Source organism: Streptomyces sp. ME02-8801-2C (genome assembly GCF_033793965.1).
Lineage (GTDB): Bacteria > Actinomycetota > Actinomycetes > Streptomycetales > Streptomycetaceae > Streptomyces.
In genome coordinates this window covers 230,023-249,969 of the sequence record NZ_JARAXP010000003.1, presented here as the reverse complement: position 1 = coordinate 249,969, position 19,947 = coordinate 230,023, and the positions used below count along the sequence as shown (strand labels likewise).

The following is a 19,947-nucleotide window of genomic DNA, read 5'->3' as shown; positions in this document are numbered from 1 at the left end:
TCGCATATCGGAGGTTCGACATGCCCGATGTCCCAGGTGGAGCAGAGTTGAGCCGCAGACAGGTGGTCACGACGATGGCCGTATCGGCGACCGGGTTGGCACTGCCCGCCCAGACGGCCCACGCCGGTCACGAGGACGACAGACGGGGGGCGAGGGTCACCGGTCTGACCGTCGACGGCCGTGAGGACGAGCCCCTAGGCGTCGACAACCCCGCACCCCGACTGGGCTGGCGGGTGGTCGGCGCCGGCGCGGGATGGACACAGTCCGCCTACCGGATTCGCGCCGCCCGCACGGAGGCGGACCTCGACCGGGGCCGTCTGCTGTGGGACAGCGGCACGGTCCGCTCCTCGGCCCAGACCGACATCGCCTGGCACGGCCCTGCCCCGGCCTCGCGCGACCGGGTGATCTGGCAGGTGCGGGCCTGGGATCACCACGGCAGGGCGACACCGTGGAGCGGGGCCGCCTCGTGGGAGATGGGCCTCCTCAAGCGCGCCGACTGGGGAGAGGCCCGCTGGATCGAGTACCCGGGCCGCACCGTCGACCAGCCGCTGCCCCTCCTCGCCCGCGCCTTCCGCGTGGACACGGGCCGGGGGGACGTCGTCCGGGCGCGGCTGTACCTGTCCGGCGTAGGACTGCAGGTGGCGTGGCTCAACGACAGGCCCGTCACCGACGAGGTGCTCGCTCCGGGCAACTCCAACTATCAGCTCTCCACCGAATACCGGGCCTACGACGTGACCCGCCTCGTCCGCCCCGGCGCCAACACCCTGGGCGTCGAACTCGGCCACGGTACGGCGCTGGTGACCCGGTCCGTGACCAACCCGGCGACCGGCCGGACCGCCCCGTACAGCTGGTGGCAGAGCCAGTTCAAGGGCAGCGGCAGCCTGGTCGCGCGAGCCGCCCCGGGTGCCGTCACCGTCAAGGTGAACAGCGTGGCCAACTATCACCTCGGCGGCACCGTCAACATCGACACCGGCGACGGCGGTGTGCGCCTGGAGTCCCGCACCATCACCGCGATCGGCACCGCGGGCCCCGACGGCACCGGCATCACCTTCGAACCCGGTCTCTCCCACGGCCACGAGAGCGGAGCGGCGGTCACCGGCTCCGGCAACTCCCTGGCGAGCACCGACCCGAGCGCCGGCGCGGCCGTCTCCCCACGGCTCATCGCCCGCCTGGAACTCACCAGGACCGACGGCAGGGTCGAGACGATCGTCAGCGACCGCTCGTGGCGGGCGGCACTCGGCCCGACCACCACGGCCAACTGGTACTCGGGTTCCGACTACGACGCCCGGCGCGAGCAGCCCGCCTGGACGGCCCCGGGCGCGGACCTCGGTGCGTCGGCGAAGCGGCGCGACGGCACGGCCGTGGGCTGGGTCGGCGCGGGAATCGCCCCGCCGCCCAACCTGACCACCGAACTGGTCTGGCGCGTCGCCGAACCCCTCAAGGTCGTCGACAGACTCCGCCCGGTCGGCGTCACCCAGCCCCGACCCGGCGTGTGGGTCTTCGACTTCGGGCAGAACTTCGCCGGCTGGCCGCAACTCGAACTCGACGGCCCCCTGCCCGCAGGCAGCACGGTCCAGCTGCGGCCCGCCGAGTCGCTCAACGCCGACGGCACCGTCAACCAGGCGTCGATCATGGGCGGTGGCGCCGCCCGCGGCACCGATGTGTTCGCCGCCTACACGACGTACGGCGACAAGCGGGGCGAGCGGTGGCATCCGCGGTTCCACTACTTCGGCATGCAGTGGCTCCAGGTCACCGGCCTGCCCGAGGGCTACATACCGACCCGGGACACGGTGACCGGACTGCGGATCCACGCGGACGTACCGGCCGCCGGCTCCCTGAGCACGTCCGACGACCGCGTCAACCGCGTTCACCGCATGGCCCGTTACTCCATCATGAGCAACACCATGTCCACCTTCACGGACTGCCCCGGCCGCGAGAAGCTCGCCTACCCCGCCGACTACGTACAGCCCTTCGCCTCGGTGCACCGCACCTTCGGATACGCGGCCTACCTGCGCACCATGCAACGGCACCTGGCGGAGGGGCAGTCCAGGGCGGGCGCCGACATCGGCAACGTGGCGCTCAAGGCACCGGTGTACGACTGGGGTTACACCGGCCGCTTCGGCGACGAGATCAACTGGGGCAACGGCATCGTGCTGGTGCCCTGGCTGCTGTACGAGACGTACGGCGACACCCAGACGATGAGCCGCTACTACCCGCGGATGCAGGCGTTCCTGAACTGCATCAGGACCAGGAAGACCGGCACCGGGGCGAACGCCCACCTTGTCGACGCCGCCCTCGCCGACTGGATCGCGAGCGAGAACACCTCCGGCCGTATTACCGGAACCTGGGGCTACCATCAGGTCGCCGACCGGATGGCCCGGATGGCCGCACTGATCGGACGGGACACGGACGCCTCCGAGTACCGCAACCTCGCCGACAACATCAGGGACGCGTTCAACGACGCCTTCTACAACTCGGCGCTCGGCCGCTACACCGCCGAGGGAGACCGGGGCGGCGCCGGGGCCACCCAGGCCGCGCAGGCCTTCGCGCTGGACGAGGGCCTCGTACCGGAGTCCGAACGGGAGAAGGTGCTGGACGCGTTGGTGGAACTGGTGCGCGCACACCAGCCGTTCGGGGGCGGGCCGCACCTCAGCGGCGGCACCCTCGGGCTTGCCCCGATCATCAGGGCCCTGCACGAGGGCAGACGCGACGACGTTCTGTGGGACGTCCTCCAGGAGGACACCCGGCCGAGCTACGGCTACTTCATGGCACCCACCACCGCCAATCCGCAGGGCCTGACGACCGTGCCCGAGGAGTGGGGCATGGGCAACTCCAAGAACCACATGATCCTGCTCCAGATCGAGGAGTGGTTCCACGCCGGAGTCGTCGGCATCCGCCAGGCGCGCGGCGGGGCCGGTTACCGCGAGCTGGTGATCGACCCCCGCCCGGTCGGCGACCTCACCCACGCCGAGGGCAGCTACCGCACCCCGTACGGCGAGGTGTCCGCGCGGTGGGCCCGGCGGGACGGCATGTTCCGGCTGGACGTGGAGCTGCCCGCGAACACCACGGCGCAGGTGCTGCTCCCTTCGGGAGGCCGCGACCCGCACAGCGTCGGCTCGGGGAGGCACACGTTCATCACGGGTGATCCTCTGGCCGGCTGAGGGGTCGCAAGAGGGGAGGCGCGTCCATGGCACCGGTCGGTGCCGCGGACGCGCCAAGGTCTCAGACGACGAGCCACTGCTGGTTCATACCCGTGTTGCAGCTCGACTGGCTCAGGGCCGCGCCGTTGGCGGTCGATCCTCCGGCGACCTGGAGGCACAGCCCGCTGTTGACGTTGGTGAAGGTGACATAGCCGCCGATCACCGATGTCCTGCGCCACAGTTGGTGCGTGCCGCCGTCGCAGGTCCACTGGTCGGCCGTCGCACCGTCGGCGGTGGAGCCGCCCGGGATCTCGAGGCACTTGCCGCTGTTGACGTTGACCAGGCGGTAGTTGGAACCGCTGGGCGTCGGGATCCACCCCTGGTTGGTCCCGGCATTGCAGTTGCCGTTGTTCACGGCACCGCCGTCGGCCGTGCTCGCGAACCAGACGTCCGCGCATCTGCCGCTGTTGCGGTTGAGGAGGCGGTTGTCGGTGGAGCCCAGCGGGGCGGCGAGTACGGGCCACCCGCCGGCGAAGGTGACCTGGCGGATGTCGAGGGCCTCCCGGCCGGAGTTGTTCCCGTCGTAATAGTGGTAGGCGAGGAACTTCGACGTGCCGTCGTCGTAGGCGTCCGCACCGCCGGCGGCGACCTTCGGGTAGGCGCCCGCGAGCACCTGTGTTCCTCCGCCGGACGCCATGTCGGTGCCGTTCTGGTCGAGGTAGGGGCCGGTGATGGCGGTGGACCGTCCGACGACCGTGTAGTAGGTGCTGTTGGTGCCGCTGCAGCACAGGCCCTTGGAGCCGAACAGATAGTAGTAGCCGCCGTTGAGGACGATGGTCGGGTTCTCGATGCCGACGGCGATGTGCCAGAGGTTGTTGTCGCTGGTGGACAGCTTGCCGGTGGACTGGTCCAGGACGTGCATATAGGTGCCGGAGCCGGTCCAGGAGCCCCAGGAGACGTACAGCCGGCCGTCGGGTCCCCAGTCGACGTTGGGATCGATGGGGTAGTTGACGTCGGTGACCATGCCCTGGTCGGTCCAGGGGCCTTCGATGCTGGTGGCGGTGGCCAGACCCATCACCGCGTACGAGGTGCCCCAGAGCGAACCGGCGTAGTACAGGTGGTACTTGCCGTTGAAGTACTTGATGTCGGGGGCCCAGATGTTCGGGGGCGTCGAACCGAGCTTGCCGGCGATCCAGGACGGCGTGGACTCCCAGACGTTGCCGATCTTCGTCCAGCCGGTCGCCGCCGTGGCGTCGCACGTCCGGCGCTCGGTGATGGAACCGCTGGGATTGAGCGGGTCGTTCTCGAACCCGGTGGAGAAGCCGTAGTAGCAGTTGCCCACCTTGATGACGGACGGGTCGTGCATACGGATGTCACCGCCGAGCGCCTGCGCCCGCCCGGCCGAGACCAGTCCGAGGACGGCGAGGGCGGCGGCCAGCAGGGCGGCGAGGAGGGAACGGTGTCGCCTTCCGGGTGTCCGGGTTCCGTGCATCCGGGGACGGAGGCCTTCGACATGCAGGCCGGCATGTGGGCTGGTCACACGAGACTCCTTTGTATCGGTGAGGTGTTGGTACTCGGTACGAGGGGCGCCGGAGACTCAGCCCTTGACCGCCCCCGCGGTCATGCCCGCCACGATCTGCCGGTTGAAGAACAGGAACATGATCAGCGGCGGCACGGTGATGAGCAGGATGTCCATGAAGAGCAGGTTGTAGCTGGTGCTGTACTGGCTCTGGAAGTTGAACAGCGTCAGCTGGACGGTGGCGTTCTGCTCGCCCGGCAGGAAGTACAGCGGGTTGGTGAAGTCGTTGAAGACGGCGACCGACTGGACGACGATCACCGTCACCACGACCGAGCGCAGCATCGGCAGGACGACCCGGAAGAAGAGCCGCAGCGGCGAGGCCCCGTCGATGATCGCGGCCTCGTCGAGTTCGCGCGGGATGGTGGCGATGAACGCGCGGAACAGCAGGATGGAGAAGGACAGGCCGAAGGCGACCTCCACGAGGATCAGCCCGGGCAGCGTGCCGAACAGGCCCGCCTTCTGCAGGACCCAGATCGTGGGCACCACGGCCGGCGGGATGATCAGCCCGGACAGGACCAGGAAGTTGATCAGTCCCGTCCAGCGGGTGATCCGGCGCTGCAGCACGAACGCGACCATCGCGCCCAGGACGACCATCGCCGTCACGCTGGTGACGGTCAGGATCACGCTGTTGACGAACGCGATGACCAGGATGTAGTCCCGCGCCTCCACCACCTGGACGAAGTTGTCGATGAGCCGGAAGTGGCGCGGCCAGGAGAAGTCGAGCTGGGAAGCCTGCTGCGGATCCTTCACGGCCGTGAGCACGATGAACGCGAACGGCACGACGAAGACCACGAGGCTGACGGCGGTCGACAGGACGCCGAGCCAGGTACCGGTGGACTTCTTCATCGCTGCACCTCCTTGCGGGCCAGGAAGCGGGACAGCGGGACGACGACCGCCGTCACGACCAGGAAGAGAATGACGTTCCCGGCGGTCGACAGGCCGTAGAAGCCCGCCTGGTACTGCTTGTAGATGACGGAGGCGACCACGTCGGAGCTGAAGCCCGGTCCGCCGCGGGTCATCGCCCAGATGAGGTCGAAGGAACGCAGCCCGCCGATGAGCGACAGGATGATGACCGTGGACGTGGCCGGCCAGCTCAGCGGCAGCACGACGTTGCGCAGCAGCTGCCACGAACCCGCGCCGTCCAGCCTCGCCGCCTCGTAGTACTCGTCCGGGATGGACACGATGCCGGCGATGTAGATGACGGTCGCCAGACCCACGCCCTTCCACACGTCGACCAGCGCCACCGAGAACAGGGCGAGCGAGGGATCCGTCAGCCATCCGGGACCGTCGATTCCGATCACCGACAGGGCCCTGTTGATGGCCCCGGTGGAGGGGTCCATGAAGGCGGTGAAGGTGATGCCGATGCCCACTGTGCTGACCAGCACCGGGAAGAACACCACCGAGCGCAGATAACCGCGCGCTCGGATCTGACTGGTCAGCAGGATCCCGAGGAGGAGGCCGATGACGACCTTGAGTCCCGAGGTGACGACCGCGTACAGGAACGTGTTGACGAAGCCCTTGACGAGGGCGGGTTCCTGGAAGAAGTCGGTGTAGTTGTCCAGACCGATGAAGGTCGACTTGAAGATCGTCCACCTGGTCAGGCTGAAGTAGAACGACGCGAGGGTGGGGACCAGGAACAGCACCCCGTAGACGGCCGCCGCGGGCAGATAGAACCAGGTGGGATAGGAACTGCGCGTTCCGGGGGAGCGGCGCGCCCTGCTCGCCGATTCCCGCTGTGTGGCGGGCGGTTGCCCGGCCGGTACGACTGTGGTCATCGTGCGACCTCTCTCGGGTGCCTCCCCGCGCCCGTCGCCGAAGGCGGGGAGACACTGACGTGCGTTCCTACCAGCCCGGCAGACCGAGCTGCTGTGCCTGCTTCTCGGTGTCCTTGTCGTACTGGGCCGCCCCGGTCTTCGCGTCGGTGATGCCGGAGCCGACCTGGACGCTGATCTGGTCGAGGCTCGGTCCCTTCACCGGGGACAGGAACTCCAGCGCCGGGCTCTGGGCGCCGCTGGTGAAGTAGGCGGCGACGTCCTTGGTGATCGTCGGTACGTCCGTCGGCAGGGTGCAGCCCTTGACCAGGTAGGGGCCGGTCGGCGTCGACGCCTTGGCCTGGGCCGCGCAGCCGGCCGGGCTCGCCGCGAACGCGAGGAGCTTCTTGACCGCGGCGAGCTTGTCGCCGGTGGTCGTCCTCGGGACGTAGAGGGCGTTCGGGAACCACGCCGTCAGGCCGCTGGTGGCGGCGTCGTCCCCGGGCAGTGCGAAGAACCCGATGTCGTTGAGCTGGTCCGGGTTGCTCGTCCTGATGCCGCTGATGACGGTGGAGAGCATCGGGTACTGGGCGCCCTTGCCGGTGGCCAGCATCTGCAGGCCCTTGACGAGGGTGGCCGACGCGTAGTCGGAGTTCTGCAGCTTCAGGTCGTGGATCTGCTGGAGGTGCTCGAAGCCCTTGAACGCGTTCGCATCGGTGGCGAACTTCGCCTTGTCGGCGGTGTAGTCCTTGACGAAGTCCGGCTGCGCCGCCGCCACGTTGTGGAAGTCGCCCAGGACCAGCAGCTGGGAGGTCCAGGTGTCCTGGTAGGTCTGGATCACCGGGGCGATACCTGCGGCCTTGATCTTCTCGCTGTTGGCGATGAAGTCCGCCCAGGTCCTGGGCACCGACAGGCCGAGCTTGTCGTAGACCTTCTTGTTGTAGAGGACGCCGCCGCCGAGCGCCGAGCCCAGCGGGACGCCGTAGGTCTGGCCGCCCACCGTGACCTGCGGGAGGAAGGACTCGTCGAGGTTCTTGACATACGGGTCCTGCGTGATCGGTGTGAGCGTCTTCGTCGGGTCGATCTGCTGGAACAGGGATCCCACGTTGTAGACGAAGAGATCGTCCATGCTGTCCGTCTGCAGCCGGGTCTTGATGAGGTTGTCGCCCTCCGTACCGCCGGGACGCGTCTCCACGCTCACCTTGATCTTCGGGTTCTTCGCCTCGAAGGCCTTGGCCAGCTGTTGCGCGGACTGGAGGTTGTCGGGCGCGTTGTCGACGAGCAGCTTGATCGACGTCGCGTTCCCGCCCTCGTCGGCGGAGCCGAGCGAACCGGCGCTGCAGGCGCTGAGCACGAGCGGCAGAACGGCGGCCGCGGTCACCACGGCCCTTGTCTTGGCGGGAGTGCTTGACCTCATGGTTGTTCCTTCGTTCGAGCGGCTGTGAATCGTTTCAGTGGGGGTGGTGGGGTCCAGTGCGGTAGGGCTGCGGGTGGAGATGGGGCATGGAGGGTCGGCCTCTTGATCCTTCGCGGCGGCCGTGCGTCAAGTCCTTGGCGGTCCGCCGTGGTAGGGCCGTCCGTTCGGCCGGTCGTGGCGGCCCTTTCGTGTAACGTGCCACAAACGGAATGCCCCAAAGATTGAGGCGAACCGCCCGGAGCCGTCAAGTCATCTGCGAGTAACGTTCCGGAAACGCCGAAGTGGGGCGGGGTGATCATGGCAACGGAGGTGGGGATTCCCATGCGATCTGCGGGCGGCTCGAAGAGGGTGACCATCGCCGATGTCGCACGCAGTGCGGGCGTGTCGACCTCCGCCGTGTCGAAGGTGCTGACCAACGCCTATGGCGTCAGCCCGGCGATGCGCGAGCGGGTGCGGACCGCGATGACCGAGCTGGGCTATCGTCCGCACGCCGCCGCCCGCGGTATGCGGGGCCGCACCTTCACGATCGGCATCCTCCTCGCGAGCATCCGCAACGCCTTCTACGCCGACCTCCTGGAGGGGGTTGACGCCACGCTGCGCACCACCGAGTTCACGGTGTTCATCGGCTCCAGCGGCTCCGCCGAGATGGACGACCAGACGAAGCTCATCCACGCCATGGTGGACCGGCAGATGGACGGGCTGATCCTGATCGCCCCCGCCGTCGCCCGGGAGGAGGTGGTGCGCATCGCGGCCGACGTGCCGACCGTGGTGATCGGCCATCACGACCCGTCGCCGGCGTACGACAGCGTGGTCAACCAGGACGGTCTCGGCGTGGATCTCGTCATCGACCACCTGGTAGGCCTGGGGCACCGGGACATCGCCCACCTGTCGCATCCGACGGTGCGCGGCACCCAGTGGCGCCAGCGCCCGGAACACCATGTCAGGGCCGCCTACGACGAGGCGATGGCCCGGCACGGCCTGGCCGACCTGGCCCGCGTCGTGCACTCGGGGTACTCGGACGAGGGCGGCTACCGCGGCGCCATGGAACTGCTCACGTCGAGACGACCCCCCACCGCGATCTTCGCCGGCGCGGACGTCGCCGCCACCGGAGTCTTCCGCGCCGCCGCCGAACTCGGCCTGCGCATCCCCGGGGACCTCTCGCTCGCCGGGTACAACAACACCTCGGTGGCCGCCCTCGCCCCGGTCAGCCTGACCAGCGTGGACCAGGCGGGAGCGATGATGGGCGAGACTGCCGCCCGGCTCCTGGTGGAGCGGATCGAGAAGAGCCGTGACCGTGCCGTCGTGACGGCCTCGACCCCGCACCTCGTGGTGCGCGGCAGCACCGCCCCGCCGCGTCCCTGAGCGCGGCGGAATCGCGAATCCAATTTCCCGTCCGCTCTTGACGCACCGGCCTCTCCGGCTCATGGTTGAGTCGTTTCAAACGTGGAACGTTCCACGTCCAGAGAGGAGACGGGTATGGCCGTGAAACATCCGGAGCCCCGCGACACCACCGTTGCGGCGATCCGCTTCGAGCACCGGGACGACCCGCTCGGTGTGGGGTCCCCGGCCCCGCGCCTCTCCTGGCAGGTGCGCACGGACGACCCTGGCTGGCACCAGACGGCGTACGAGGTCGAGCTGGACGGCGTCACCGCCGTACGGGTCGAGTCGGCCGAGCAGATCCTGGTGCCGTGGCCCTTCGAGCCCCTGCCCTCCCGCACCCGGGCCACGGTCCGGATCCGGGTGGCCTCCGAGAACGCCTGGAGCGGGTGGAGCGCGCCCGCCACCGTGGAGACGGGACTGCTGCACCCGCGCGACTGGAGCGCCCGCTTCATCACGCCCCGCGACCACGGCGCCCTGGACGCACCCGCCCCCGAGCTCGTCCGCACACTCGTCCTGCGCCCCGGGATCGTGAGCGCCCGGCTGTACGCCACCGCTCACGGCGTCTACACCTCCGCACTGAACGGCACCCGCGTCGGTGACGAGGTCCTCGCACCCGGCTGGACCAGCTACCGCCACCGGCTGCGCTACCGGACCCACGACGTCACCGCACTGCTGACAGCGGGCGAGAACACCCTGTCGGTCCTCCTCGGCAACGGCTGGTACCGGGGCCACCTCGGCTGGTGGGGTGCCCGCGCCCTCTACGGCGACCGGCTCGCCCTGCTCGCCCAACTCGAAGTCCGGTACGCCGACGGGTCCGTGGAGGTCTTCGGCACCGACGAGAAGTGGCGGGCGCGCGACACCGGCATCGTCGCCGACGACCTCTACAAGGGTCAGCGCACCGACCTGCGGTACACACCCGGCGAAGCGAGCGGCCCCGTGGACGTGCTCCCCGAGGAGGACACGGACCTGGCGCGACTCGTCGCCCCGGACGGCCCCCCGGTACGCGTCACCGAGGTCCTGCCCGCGTTGAAGGTCTGGGAGTCACCGTCCGGCCGTACGCTCGCCGACTTCGGACAGAACGTCGTCGGCTGGGTCCGGCTGCGGGTACGCGATGCCACGGAGGGCCGCGAGGTCACTGTCCGGCACGCCGAGGTCCTCGAGGACGAGGAACTGTGCACCAGGCCGCTGCGGACGGCCGACGCCATCGACACCTACTTGCTCGCCGAGTCCGCCGAGGCCGTCCTCGAACCCTCGTTCACCTTCCACGGCTTCCGCTACGCCGAGATCAGCGGAGTGCCCGGCCTCACGGCCGACGACCTGCACGCCGTGGTCGTGGGCACCGACCTGCGGCGCACCGGCTGGTTCACCTGCTCCGACCCGGACCTCGAACAGTTCCACGAGAACGTCGTCCGGGGCACACGCGGCAACTTCCTCGACGTACCCACGGACTGTCCGCAGCGTGACGAGCGGTTCGGCTGGACCGGAGACACCCAGGTCTTCGCGCCCACCGCCGCCTTCCTCTTCGACACCGCGGGCTTCCTCTCCTCCTGGCTTGCCGACCTCGCCGCCGACCAGCATCCTGACGGCGCGGTGCCCTGGGTGGTCCCCGACGTCCTGGACACCGGGTCACCGACCGCGGCGGCCTGGGGAGACGCGGCCGCTGTGGTGCCCTGGGTGCTCCACGAGCGCTACGGCGATCTCGACATCCTGCGACGCCAGTTCGCCAGTGCGCGTGCCTGGGTCGACAAGATCGCCTCGTTGACCACCGGCGGCGTGTGGGCGGGCGGTTTCCAGTTCGGTGACTGGCTCGACCCGGCCGCACCGCCGGACGACCCGTTCGCCGCCCGCACCCCGGCGGACGTCGTCGCCACGGCGTGCCTGGTCCGCTGCGCCGACCTCGTCTCCCGTACCGCGGCGACGCTGGGCCGCTCCGCGGAGGCCGACGAGTACCGCGCGCTCGCCGCCCGGACCCGGGAGGCGTTCGCCCGCGCGTTCGTCACACCGGCCGGCCGGATCGTGGGCGACTCACCGACCGCGTACGCCATGGCCCTCGAGTGGGACCTGCTGTCCCTCCCCGGGCAGCGCGAGGCCGCCGGACGCAGGCTCGCCGACCTCGTCCGTACGGGCGGCTTCCGGATCGCCACCGGATTCGTCGGCACCCCGCTGATGACCGACGCCCTCACCTCCGTCGGCCGCTCCGACCTCGCGCACCGTCTGCTGCTGGAGAAGGGCTGCCCGTCCTGGCTGTATCCCGTGACGATGGGCGCCACCACCGTCTGGGAACGCTGGGACAGCATGCTGCCCGACGGCACCGTCAACCCGGGCCAGATGACCTCGTTCAACCACTACGCCCTCGGCGCCGTCGCCGACTGGATGCACCGCACGGTCGCCGGACTCGCCCCCGCCGCCCCCGGATACCGGGAGTTCACCGTACGGCCGCTGCCGGACCGGGCACTCACCCACGCCTCCGCCCGACATGTCACCCCGTACGGGGAGGCCTCGGTGAGCTGGCGGCGCGCGGAGGGGCGCTTCCATCTGGAGGTGACCGTGCCCGTGGGGACGCGGGCCACCGTCCACCTGCCCGGCGAGGGATGGCCCCCGGTGACCGCGGCTCACGGGACGCACACCTGGACGACCGAGGACCCCTGCCCGGCGACCTCGGCCGAGCCGGCCACCGTACGGGACCTGATGGACGACCCCGGTCTGTGGGAACGCACGGTCGGAGTCCTGCTCCGGCACGGCCTGGGCTCCGACGCCGCCCGGCTGGCCCGGAAGCTGGAACCGTTCCTGGACGTGCCGGCGCGTGAACTGCCCGCGCTGGCCAACAAGGTCCTCTTCGAGGACGGCGGCGCAGGTGCCGCCGCCGATCTGGAGGCGCTGCTCGGCGGCGTACGGGACTGACGTCCCCGCCAGGCCCGGCCCCCTGCCAACCCCTCCCCATCTCCCTGACCACCCCATGAAACGGACCCCCCCGATGCGACAGCTGACCCGCAGGTCTGTCCTGCGCACCGCCACAGCCGTGGCGCTCGCGCCCCTGGCGAGTTCCCTGGTGCTGCCCGCCCTCGCACCGGCGGCGGCCGCAGCCGATCCCTGGACCGCCAAGTGGATCTGGGCTCCGGCCACCGCGACCAACCAATGGGTGGCCTTCCGCAGGTCGTTCACCCTGCCTGCCAAACCGGCCCAGGCCCTGACGCGGATCGCCGCCGACTCCAAGTACTGGCTGTGGGTGAACGGCACCCTCGTGGTCTTCGAGGGCGGCCTCAAGCGCGGCCCCAACCGCACGGACACCTACCACGACGTCATCGACCTGGCCCCCTACCTGACCAGTGGCAGCAACACGGTCGCACTGCTGGTGTGGCACTTCGGCAAGCAGGGCTTCTCGCACAACAGCAGCGGCAAGGGCGGTCTGCTGTTCCAGTCGGACGTCACGACCGGGTCCACGACCACCCGCATAGTCAGTGACACCAGCTGGAAGCACACCGTCCACCCCGGCTACTCGAACAACACCAGCGGCGCACAGGCCAACTTCCGGCTGCCCGAGTCGAACATCTACTACGACGCCCGCAACGCCACCGCCATGGCGGGCTGGCGGTCCCCGGGCTTCGACGACAGCGGCTGGACGGCACCCACCGACTTCGGCGCCGCCGGCTCCGCGCCCTGGAACGGCCTCGTCCAGCGGCCGGTTCCGCTGTTCCGCCACTCCGGTCTCACGTCCTACGCCAACGCCGCTTCCCTGCCGTCCACGGGACAGGGCGGCACCCCCATCTCCGCCACCCTGCCCTCCAACCTCCAGGTCACCCCGTACCTCAGGGTGGACGCCCCCGCCGGTGCGGTGATCGGCATCCAGACCGACCACCACGACGACGGCGCCAACCTGACGGGCATCGAACCCGGCACCGGCTTCAACGTGCGCTCCACCTATGTCTGCGCCGGCGGTGTCCAGGAGTTCGAGTCACTGGGCTGGATGAGCGGCACCGCCGTCCGCTACACCGTCCCCGCAGGTGTCACCGTCCTGGACCTGAAGTACCGCGAGTCCGGCTACGACACCGACTTCGCCGGGTCGTTCAGCAGCAGCGACCCCTTCCTCGACACCTTGTGGGGCAAGGCCGCCCGCACCATGTACGTCAACATGCGGGACAACTACATGGACTGCCCCACCCGCGAACGCGCCCAGTGGTGGGGCGATGTCGTCAACCAGCTCAAGGAGGGCTTCTACACCTTCGACACCCGCTCGCACGCGCTCGGCGCGAAGGCCATCGCCCAGCTGACGGCCTGGCAGAAGGACACCGGGGCTCTCTATTCCCCGGTCCCGTCGGTCATCTGGACAGCCGAACTGCCCGTCCAGATGCTCGCCTCGGTGTGGTCGTTCTGGACCTACTACCTCTACACGGGCAACGCCGACGCCGTCACCGGCGCCTATCCGGCGGTCAAGAAGTACCTGAACCTGTGGGCGCTCGACAGCGACGGCCTGGTCAAGCACCGGGCGGGGGACTGGGACTGGGAGGACTGGGGCTCCGACATCGACGCCCGGGTCCTCGACAACTGCTGGTACTACCTCGCCCTGGACACCGCCGCCAGACTGGCGGACCTCAGCGGCAACAGCGCCGACACGGCCGGCTGGAGGGCCCGACGCGACAGCATCAGGGCCAACTTCGACCGCGTGCTGTGGAACTCCTCGACGAACGAGTACCGCTCACCCGGCTACACCCGCGACACGGACGACCGCGCCAATGCCCTCGCCGTGGTCGCGGGCCTGGCCCCCGCCTCCCGCAACGGTGGGCTCGTCGAGGTGCTGCGCACCCATCTCAACGCGAGCCCCTACATGGAGTTCTACGTCCTGGAGGCGCTGTACCTGATGGGCGCGGCCACCGTCGCCGAGGAGCGGATGCGCAACCGCTTCGCCGCACAGGTCAACGACCCCGCCTCCTACACCCTGTGGGAGCTGTGGACCAAGGCCGAGGGAACCGACAACCACGCCTGGAACGGCGGCCCGCTCTACGCGCTGTCCGCCTACGCGGCGGGCGTGCGCCCCACTCAGCCCGGCTGGACGACGTACGACGTCGTCCCGCAGACCGGCACCCTCACGAAGATCAACACCGTGACACCCACCGTCAAGGGCGACATCCGCTTCGGCATCACCCGCGAGGGCACCCAGGTGACACTCGGCCTCACCTCGCCGAGCGGCACGACGGCCCGTGTCGGCGTGCCCACCTACGGCGGCTCCCATCCTGTCATCAAGGCCAACGGCACCACCGTCTTCACCTCGGGCTCCGCCACCGGCGGTGCCGGCGGCCTCACGTACGCGGGCAAGGATTCCGCGTACGTGTACTTCACCCTCCAGCCGGGCACATGGACGTTCACCGTCACCGGCGCCGGGCGGCTCGACAACCTCGCCCTCGGCCGCGCCGTCAGCAGCAACAACAGCCTGGAGAACGGGGATTGGGGCCGCAGCCGGCTCACCGACGGCAAGCTCACCAGCGTGACGGGGGCGAAGGGCTACACCAGCAACGAGTTCGCCTCCGCCGATGTCGGCGCGAACCCGGTGTGGGTGGAGATCGACCTCGGAGCCGACACCCACATCGACGCCGTCCGGCTCTTTCCCCGCACCGACACTCCCGCTGTCGGCGGCGGTACCGCGGGTTTCCCGGTCGACTTCACCCTCCAGACGCGCGCGGCCGGCGCCGGCACCTACACGACCGTCCGTACCGTCACCGCCGAGCCCAATCCGGGCGGTCTTGTGCAGACCTACGGCTTCCGGACCACGACCGCCCGGTACGTGCGGCTGCAGGCGACGAGGCTCGGCGTCCCGGCCGCGGACGAGTCGGCCAAGTACCGGCTCCAGCTGGCCGAGCTCACCGTCCCCACAGCCGCGACCTCGGTGACCGCCAACTGCACGCTGGAGAACGGTGACTGGGGCAAGACGCGCGCCCTCGACGGCACCACGTCGAGTGTCACGGGTGCCAAGGGCTTCACCAGCATCGACTTCGCCTCCGCCGATGTCGGTGCCACCCCTGTCTGGATCGAGGTCGATCTGGGCGCCGACCGTGCCATCGGCTCCGTCACCCTCCACCCCCGCACCGACACCGGCGCGGCCGGTGGCGGCACGGCTGGCTTCCCCGTCGACTTCACCCTGCGGACCCGGGCCGAGGGAGCCACGGCCTACACCACCGTGCGCACGGTCACAGGCCAGGCCAACCCCAACGGAGCGGCACAGACCTACACCCTCACCGCTGCCACCGGCCGCTATCTGCGCCTCCAGGCCACCAGACTCGGCGCGCCGGCCTCCGACGAGAGCACGATCCGCCGCCTCCAGGTGGCGGAGATCAGCATCAGGTGACCGCGTTATCCGGCTTTATTCGGCAAGAGCCGCTGCCGTTCCGGCGCCGGGAGTTTCGGCCGCCGCCCGTAGGCCGGCGGCCGTCGCCCGGACGGTCGGGTGGCGGTACAGCTCCCGCAGGCGCAGGGACGGCAGGCCCCGGGCACGCAGAGCCGCGCCGATACGGACGGCGAACAGGGAGTTGCCGCCCAGCTCGAAGAAGTCGTCGTCCAGGCCGACGGGGACGCCCAGCACCTCGCTCCAGATCTCCGTCAGGCTCGCGGTGAGGTCGTCGAGGTCGTTCACGGTGTTGACGGCACGGGTTGTGCCCGGCGCCCTTGGTCCGCGGGCGGCCGGTGCGGGGAGCCGGGCCGCGTCCAGTTTCCCGTTGGGGGTCAGGGGCAGCGCGTCCAGCGCGGTGACCGCCGCCGGGAGCATGTGCTCGGGCAGGATGCCCGCCGCCCGTTCGCGGACGGCGCCCGGGTCACTCCCGGGCGACAGGACGACGTACGCGTCGATCCTGGCCGTGGCGGCGTCGGCCGGCTCGTCGCGGCGCACCACGACGGCCGCCGTCCGCACGGCGGGGTCCTCCAGTAGAACGGAGCGGATCTCGTCGAGTTCGATGCGGAAACCGCGGATCTTCACCTGGCTGTCGATGCGCCCCAGGTGCTCGAGCCGCCCGTCGGACCGAAGCCGCCCCAGATCACCGCTGCGGTACATCACGTCACCGGTGAACGGGTCCGGCACGAACCGTCGGCCGGTCAACTCCTCCTGGCCGAGGTAGCCGAGCGCCACTCCCGCGCCGCCGACACAGATCTCACCGGCCACCCCCGGCGGCAGCAGCCGCCCGGCCGGGTCCACCACGTACAGGTGCCAGCCGGGCAGGGCGCGCCCCACGGAACGGGTGGCGGCCAGGGCCAGCTTCCGGGTGAGGGTCTGCTCGGTGACATGGACGGTGGTCTCCGTGATGCCGAACATGTTCACCACCCGGCACACCCGCTCGGGGTGCCGGTCGAACCAGGGCAGCAGCGCGCGGGCGTCCACCGGCTCACCGCCGAGGACGACCAGCCGCACGGCTGCGTCGGCATGATCGACGTCCAGGAGCTGGGCGAAGGCCGACGGGGTCTGGCTGAGCACGGTGACCCGCTCGGCGACGAGCAGATCCCGGAAGCGGTCCGGTTCACGCGACACGGAGTACGGCACGACGACCAGCCGTCCGCCGGTCAGCAGACAGCCCCAGATCTCCCACACCGAGAAGTCGAAGGCGCTGGAGTGGAACCACGTCCACACGTCCGCCGCACCGAGCCCGTACTCGTCGCGGGTCGCGTCGACCAGGGCGATCACATTGCGGTGCGGTACGACGACGCCCTTGGGCCGGCCGGTGGACCCGGACGTGTAGATGACGTAGGCGGCGTCGTCGGGGGAGGGCGACGGACGGTTCGCCGCGGCCTCCTCCGGGGCCCGGCTGTCCGCCAGTTCGTCCGGTGTCACCCGTACACAGTCCGCGACGGCGGGGAAGCCCGGGCCGCGGGTGATCACCACGCCCAGCTCAGCGTCCTGTGCCGTGTGGGCGAGCCGGTCCGCCGGGTAGGCGGGGTCCAGAGGCACATAGGTCGCCCCGGACTTCAGGACGGCGAGAAGGGCGACGACGAGTTCGGCGGAGCGCTCCAGGCACACCCCCACCCGGTCCCCGCCGACCACTCCGCGCGCCCGTAGACCTGCTGCCAACCGGTCGGCCCACTCGTCGAGTTGACGGTACGTCAGGACGGCGGATCCATCGGTCACGGCGACACGGTCAGGCGCCGCCGCCACGATCCGGTCGAGCCCACCGGGCACGCTCGCGGGGGCGGCGGCGACCACGGCGCGGGCCGGACGACCGAGCGCCGCCGTGCGGGCGCGCTCCGCCTCGTCGAGCAGTTCGACGTCGTCCACTGGGGTGTGCGGACGGTTCAGTACCTGCTTGTGTACGTGCATGACGTGCCGTACGAACTGTGCGGCGATCTCGGCGGAGAAGTGGCTGCGCAGATGGTCGCAGCGCAACTGCCACCCGCCCGAGTCGCGGAAGACGGAGAGGGTGAGGGGGAACGGGGGCGCGAGGCAGGGCACGTACTGGATCTCGCTGTCGCCATCGGCGTAAGCATGCGCTGCCTGTGCGTGTGCCCCTTCCCTGGCCCCTGTCCCTTCCTCCTCTTCGTCCGGCGTGCTGAAGAGCAGGCCTGTGAGGGCCGCGCCCGTCGCCGGGGAGGGCTTGGACGCGCCGAGCGTGGCCGCCGGTACGACGGTGAAGCCGCCGTGGTCCGTGCCGATGACCGGAGAGGTCTCGGTGTCGTAGCGGCGCAGGGTGACCGCCAGCGCCGTGAGCCAACTCGTCTCGTCCCCTTCCTGCTCCTCCTGCTCCTCCTGCTCCTCCTGGTCCAGAGGGACGGTGAAGCCGGCGGCAGGGCCGTCGTCGCCCAGGCCCCAGGTGGGTGGGGCCCCGGCGGGCGGACGGTTCACCGGCATATCGCCGTGGCGGTCACGTCGGCTCACGACGATCAGGTCGGACACACCGTCGGCGTACCGGAGCAGAACCCTGCGTATGTCGTGGGCCGGACGGGCGAGTTCGGTGGCCCGGCGGCGCTCGGCGCGAGGGTCCGTGGCCGGAACGGGCACGTCCTCGATCCACAGCCCCTGGTCGCCGACGGACTCCGGGAAGTCGGCCGTCCGGACACGGATCGCGTGACAGCGGGTGGGATCGGGCAGCGAGGCGGACACGGGCCGTACTACTCCTTGATGCTGGGGGAAGTCGGGCTCAGCGGATGCTGAATCCGCCGTCGACGGTCAGGACGGAGCCGGTGATCTGCCGGGACTCGTCGGAGGCGAGGAAGACGATCGCGGCGGCGACGTCTTCGGGTTCGATCAGCGCGTTCATGGGCTGTGCTTCGACGAAGGTCTTCTCGTGGTCGTGGACGGGGACTTCGAGTGCGCGGGCGATCTCGGCGAGCATGCGGCCCTCGGCTTTCGGGTTGTCTCGTACCGAGCCGGGGCAGACCGCGTTGACGCGTACCTTTGTCGGTGCGTAGTCGAGGGCGGCGGCTTTGGTGAGGCCGATGACGGCGTGTTTGGCGGCGACGTATCCGGCGAAGTGGCGGTAGCCGACGAGGCCGGCGGTGGAGGCGACGTTGATGATGCTGCCGGTGCGTCGGGTGCTCATCGCCTTGCCGACCTCGCGGATGACGCGCCAGGCGCCGGAGAGGTCGACGTCGATCATCAGGGACCATTCGTCCTCGTCGATGTCGTGGACGGGTTTGCCGGAGGGTGCGGCGATGCCCGCGTTGTTGACGGCGACGTCGATGTGGCCGAACCGGTCGGTGGCGCGGGTGATGGCTTCTCGTACGGCGTGCAGGTCGCGGATGTCGGCCTCGGCGGTGAGGACGGCGGCGCCTGCCTCTCGGCACAGGTTGGCGGTGTGGGCCAACTGGCCCGGTGTGCCCAGGGGGTAAGGGACGCCGGGCAGGTCGGTGCAGATGTCGAGCAGGGTGAGGTCGGCGCCCTCGGCGGCGCAGGCGAGCGCGGTGGCCCGGCCCAGTCCTCGGGCTGCGCCGGTGACGAGGACCGACTTGCCGTGCAGACGCATGGGGAACTCCGGAAGTTGTCAGGCGGCCTGGGAGGACAGCGACGAGGCGATGACGTGGACGAGAGCGGGCGCGGCCTCGGTCAGGTACATATGGCCGCCTGGCAGCTCGACGTAGGCGAAGTCGCGGCCGGTCGCCTTGCTCCAGGCCACGGCTTCGTCGTGGTCCACCAGCTCGTCGTCCTCGCCCCGGACCACCGTGAGGGGCATGCCCAGGGGCAGTTCGGTCGAGGGCACGTGGTTCTCGTGCATCTCGACGTCCGCGCGCAGGGCGGGCAGCAGCAGTTCCCGCATCTCCGGGTCGTCGAAGGCGGGATGGCGGTAACCGGCGAACTCGCCGACCCGGGCGAGGAATTCGTCGTCGGACAGTCCGGTGGCCCGCGCTGTGCGCGCCCGCCCGGGAGCCGGGGCACCGCTGACGAACAGGTGCAGCGGCTCGACGCCGGGCTCGGCGGCCAGCCGATGGGCGAGTTCGTACGCGAGGACGGCGCCCAGGCTGTGCCCGAAGAGCGCGACCCGTCCACCGCCGTCGCCGAACCGCTCCCGCAGTTGCGCCAGGAGCGCGTCGACCGCTCGGTGGACGTCCCGGTACGGCTCCTCGTCGATCAGCCGTTCCCGGCCCGGCAGTTGAAGCGCGACGATCTCCAGCGCGTCCCCTGCGAGGGCGGTCCAGGGCCGGTAGAACGAGGCGCCCGCCCCCGCGTACGGCAGGCACACCAGCTTGATGCTGTCAGGCATAGGGGTAGACATC

The 19,947-nt window shown here is 70.2% G+C and carries 11 protein-coding genes; 4 read left to right on the top strand and 7 right to left on the bottom strand.

Annotated elements, in window-relative coordinates; genetic code table 11:
* Positions 1-47 precede the first annotated feature (47 nt).
* Positions 48-3,161 carry a family 78 glycoside hydrolase catalytic domain gene (locus tag PV396_RS10170; RefSeq protein ID WP_319202757.1) on the top strand — a complete coding sequence of 1,038 codons (3,114 nt, stop codon included), beginning with the start codon at positions 48-50 and terminating at the stop codon, positions 3,159-3,161.
* A 61-nt stretch (positions 3,162-3,222) separates the two neighbouring features.
* Here PV396_RS10170 and PV396_RS10165 read toward each other — a convergent pair whose 3' ends face one another.
* The 4 genes from PV396_RS10165 to PV396_RS10150 form a co-directional block, all read right to left on the bottom strand.
* A complete protein-coding gene (locus PV396_RS10165) occupies positions 3,223-4,680 on the bottom strand; it encodes an RICIN domain-containing protein (RefSeq protein ID WP_319202755.1) in 1,458 nt (485 codons plus the stop codon).
* Positions 4,681-4,737: 57 nt separating this feature from the next.
* A complete protein-coding gene (locus PV396_RS10160) occupies positions 4,738-5,565 on the bottom strand; it encodes a carbohydrate ABC transporter permease (RefSeq protein ID WP_319202752.1) in 828 nt (275 codons plus the stop codon).
* Entirely contained in the window at positions 5,562-6,494 is a 933-nt protein-coding gene (locus PV396_RS10155) for a sugar ABC transporter permease (RefSeq protein WP_319202750.1), read from the bottom strand. Before PV396_RS10155 ends, PV396_RS10160 begins: the two co-directional genes overlap by 4 nt.
* 67 nt (positions 6,495-6,561) lie before the next feature.
* Positions 6,562-7,887, bottom strand: coding sequence for an ABC transporter substrate-binding protein (locus PV396_RS10150; RefSeq protein ID WP_319202748.1), 1,326 nt, complete (start codon positions 7,885-7,887; stop codon positions 6,562-6,564).
* A 321-nt stretch (positions 7,888-8,208) separates the two neighbouring features.
* Between PV396_RS10150 and PV396_RS10145 the strand changes: the two genes are divergently transcribed.
* From PV396_RS10145 to PV396_RS10135, 3 genes are all read left to right on the top strand, one after another.
* A complete protein-coding gene (locus PV396_RS10145) occupies positions 8,209-9,249 on the top strand; it encodes a LacI family DNA-binding transcriptional regulator (RefSeq protein WP_319202746.1) in 1,041 nt (346 codons plus the stop codon).
* Positions 9,250-9,363: 114 nt separating this feature from the next.
* Positions 9,364-12,168 carry a family 78 glycoside hydrolase catalytic domain gene (locus PV396_RS10140; RefSeq protein ID WP_319202744.1) on the top strand — a complete coding sequence of 935 codons (2,805 nt, stop codon included), beginning with the start codon at positions 9,364-9,366 and terminating at the stop codon, positions 12,166-12,168.
* 73 nt (positions 12,169-12,241) lie between these two features.
* Complete coding sequence (locus PV396_RS10135) at positions 12,242-15,604, top strand: discoidin domain-containing protein (protein ID WP_319202742.1); 3,363 nt, start codon at positions 12,242-12,244, stop codon at positions 15,602-15,604.
* Between the two features lie 15 nt (positions 15,605-15,619).
* Here the strand turns inward: PV396_RS10135 and PV396_RS10130 are convergent, their stop codons facing one another.
* The 3 genes from PV396_RS10130 to PV396_RS10120 form a co-directional block, all read right to left on the bottom strand.
* A complete protein-coding gene (locus PV396_RS10130; protein ID WP_416071390.1) occupies positions 15,620-18,085 on the bottom strand; it encodes a non-ribosomal peptide synthetase in 2,466 nt (821 codons plus the stop codon).
* 289 nt (positions 18,086-18,374) lie between these two features.
* Positions 18,375-19,199, bottom strand: a complete 825-nt coding sequence (locus tag PV396_RS10125) for an SDR family oxidoreductase (RefSeq protein WP_319202738.1) — start codon at positions 19,197-19,199, stop codon at positions 18,375-18,377.
* Between the two features lie 18 nt (positions 19,200-19,217).
* A complete protein-coding gene (locus tag PV396_RS10120) occupies positions 19,218-19,934 on the bottom strand; it encodes a thioesterase II family protein (protein WP_319202736.1) in 717 nt (238 codons plus the stop codon).
* Positions 19,935-19,947 lie beyond the last annotated feature (13 nt).

Coding starts and splice junctions, on each gene's coding strand:
- PV396_RS10160 (WP_319202752.1), bottom strand. CDS start 5,565: ATGAAGAAGTCCACCGGTACCTGGCTCGGCGTCCTGTCGACCGCCGTC.
- PV396_RS10155 (WP_319202750.1), bottom strand. CDS start 6,494: ATGACCACAGTCGTACCGGCCGGGCAACCGCCCGCCACACAGCGGGAA.
- PV396_RS10150 (WP_319202748.1), bottom strand. CDS start 7,887: ATGAGGTCAAGCACTCCCGCCAAGACAAGGGCCGTGGTGACCGCGGCC.
- PV396_RS10145 (WP_319202746.1), top strand. CDS start 8,209: ATGCGATCTGCGGGCGGCTCGAAGAGGGTGACCATCGCCGATGTCGCA.
- PV396_RS10140 (WP_319202744.1), top strand. CDS start 9,364: ATGGCCGTGAAACATCCGGAGCCCCGCGACACCACCGTTGCGGCGATC.
- PV396_RS10135 (WP_319202742.1), top strand. CDS start 12,242: ATGCGACAGCTGACCCGCAGGTCTGTCCTGCGCACCGCCACAGCCGTG.
- PV396_RS10130 (WP_416071390.1), bottom strand. CDS start 18,085: ATGCCGGTGAACCGTCCGCCCGCCGGGGCCCCACCCACCTGGGGCCTG.
- PV396_RS10125 (WP_319202738.1), bottom strand. CDS start 19,199: ATGCGTCTGCACGGCAAGTCGGTCCTCGTCACCGGCGCAGCCCGAGGA.
- PV396_RS10120 (WP_319202736.1), bottom strand. CDS start 19,934: ATGCCTGACAGCATCAAGCTGGTGTGCCTGCCGTACGCGGGGGCGGGC.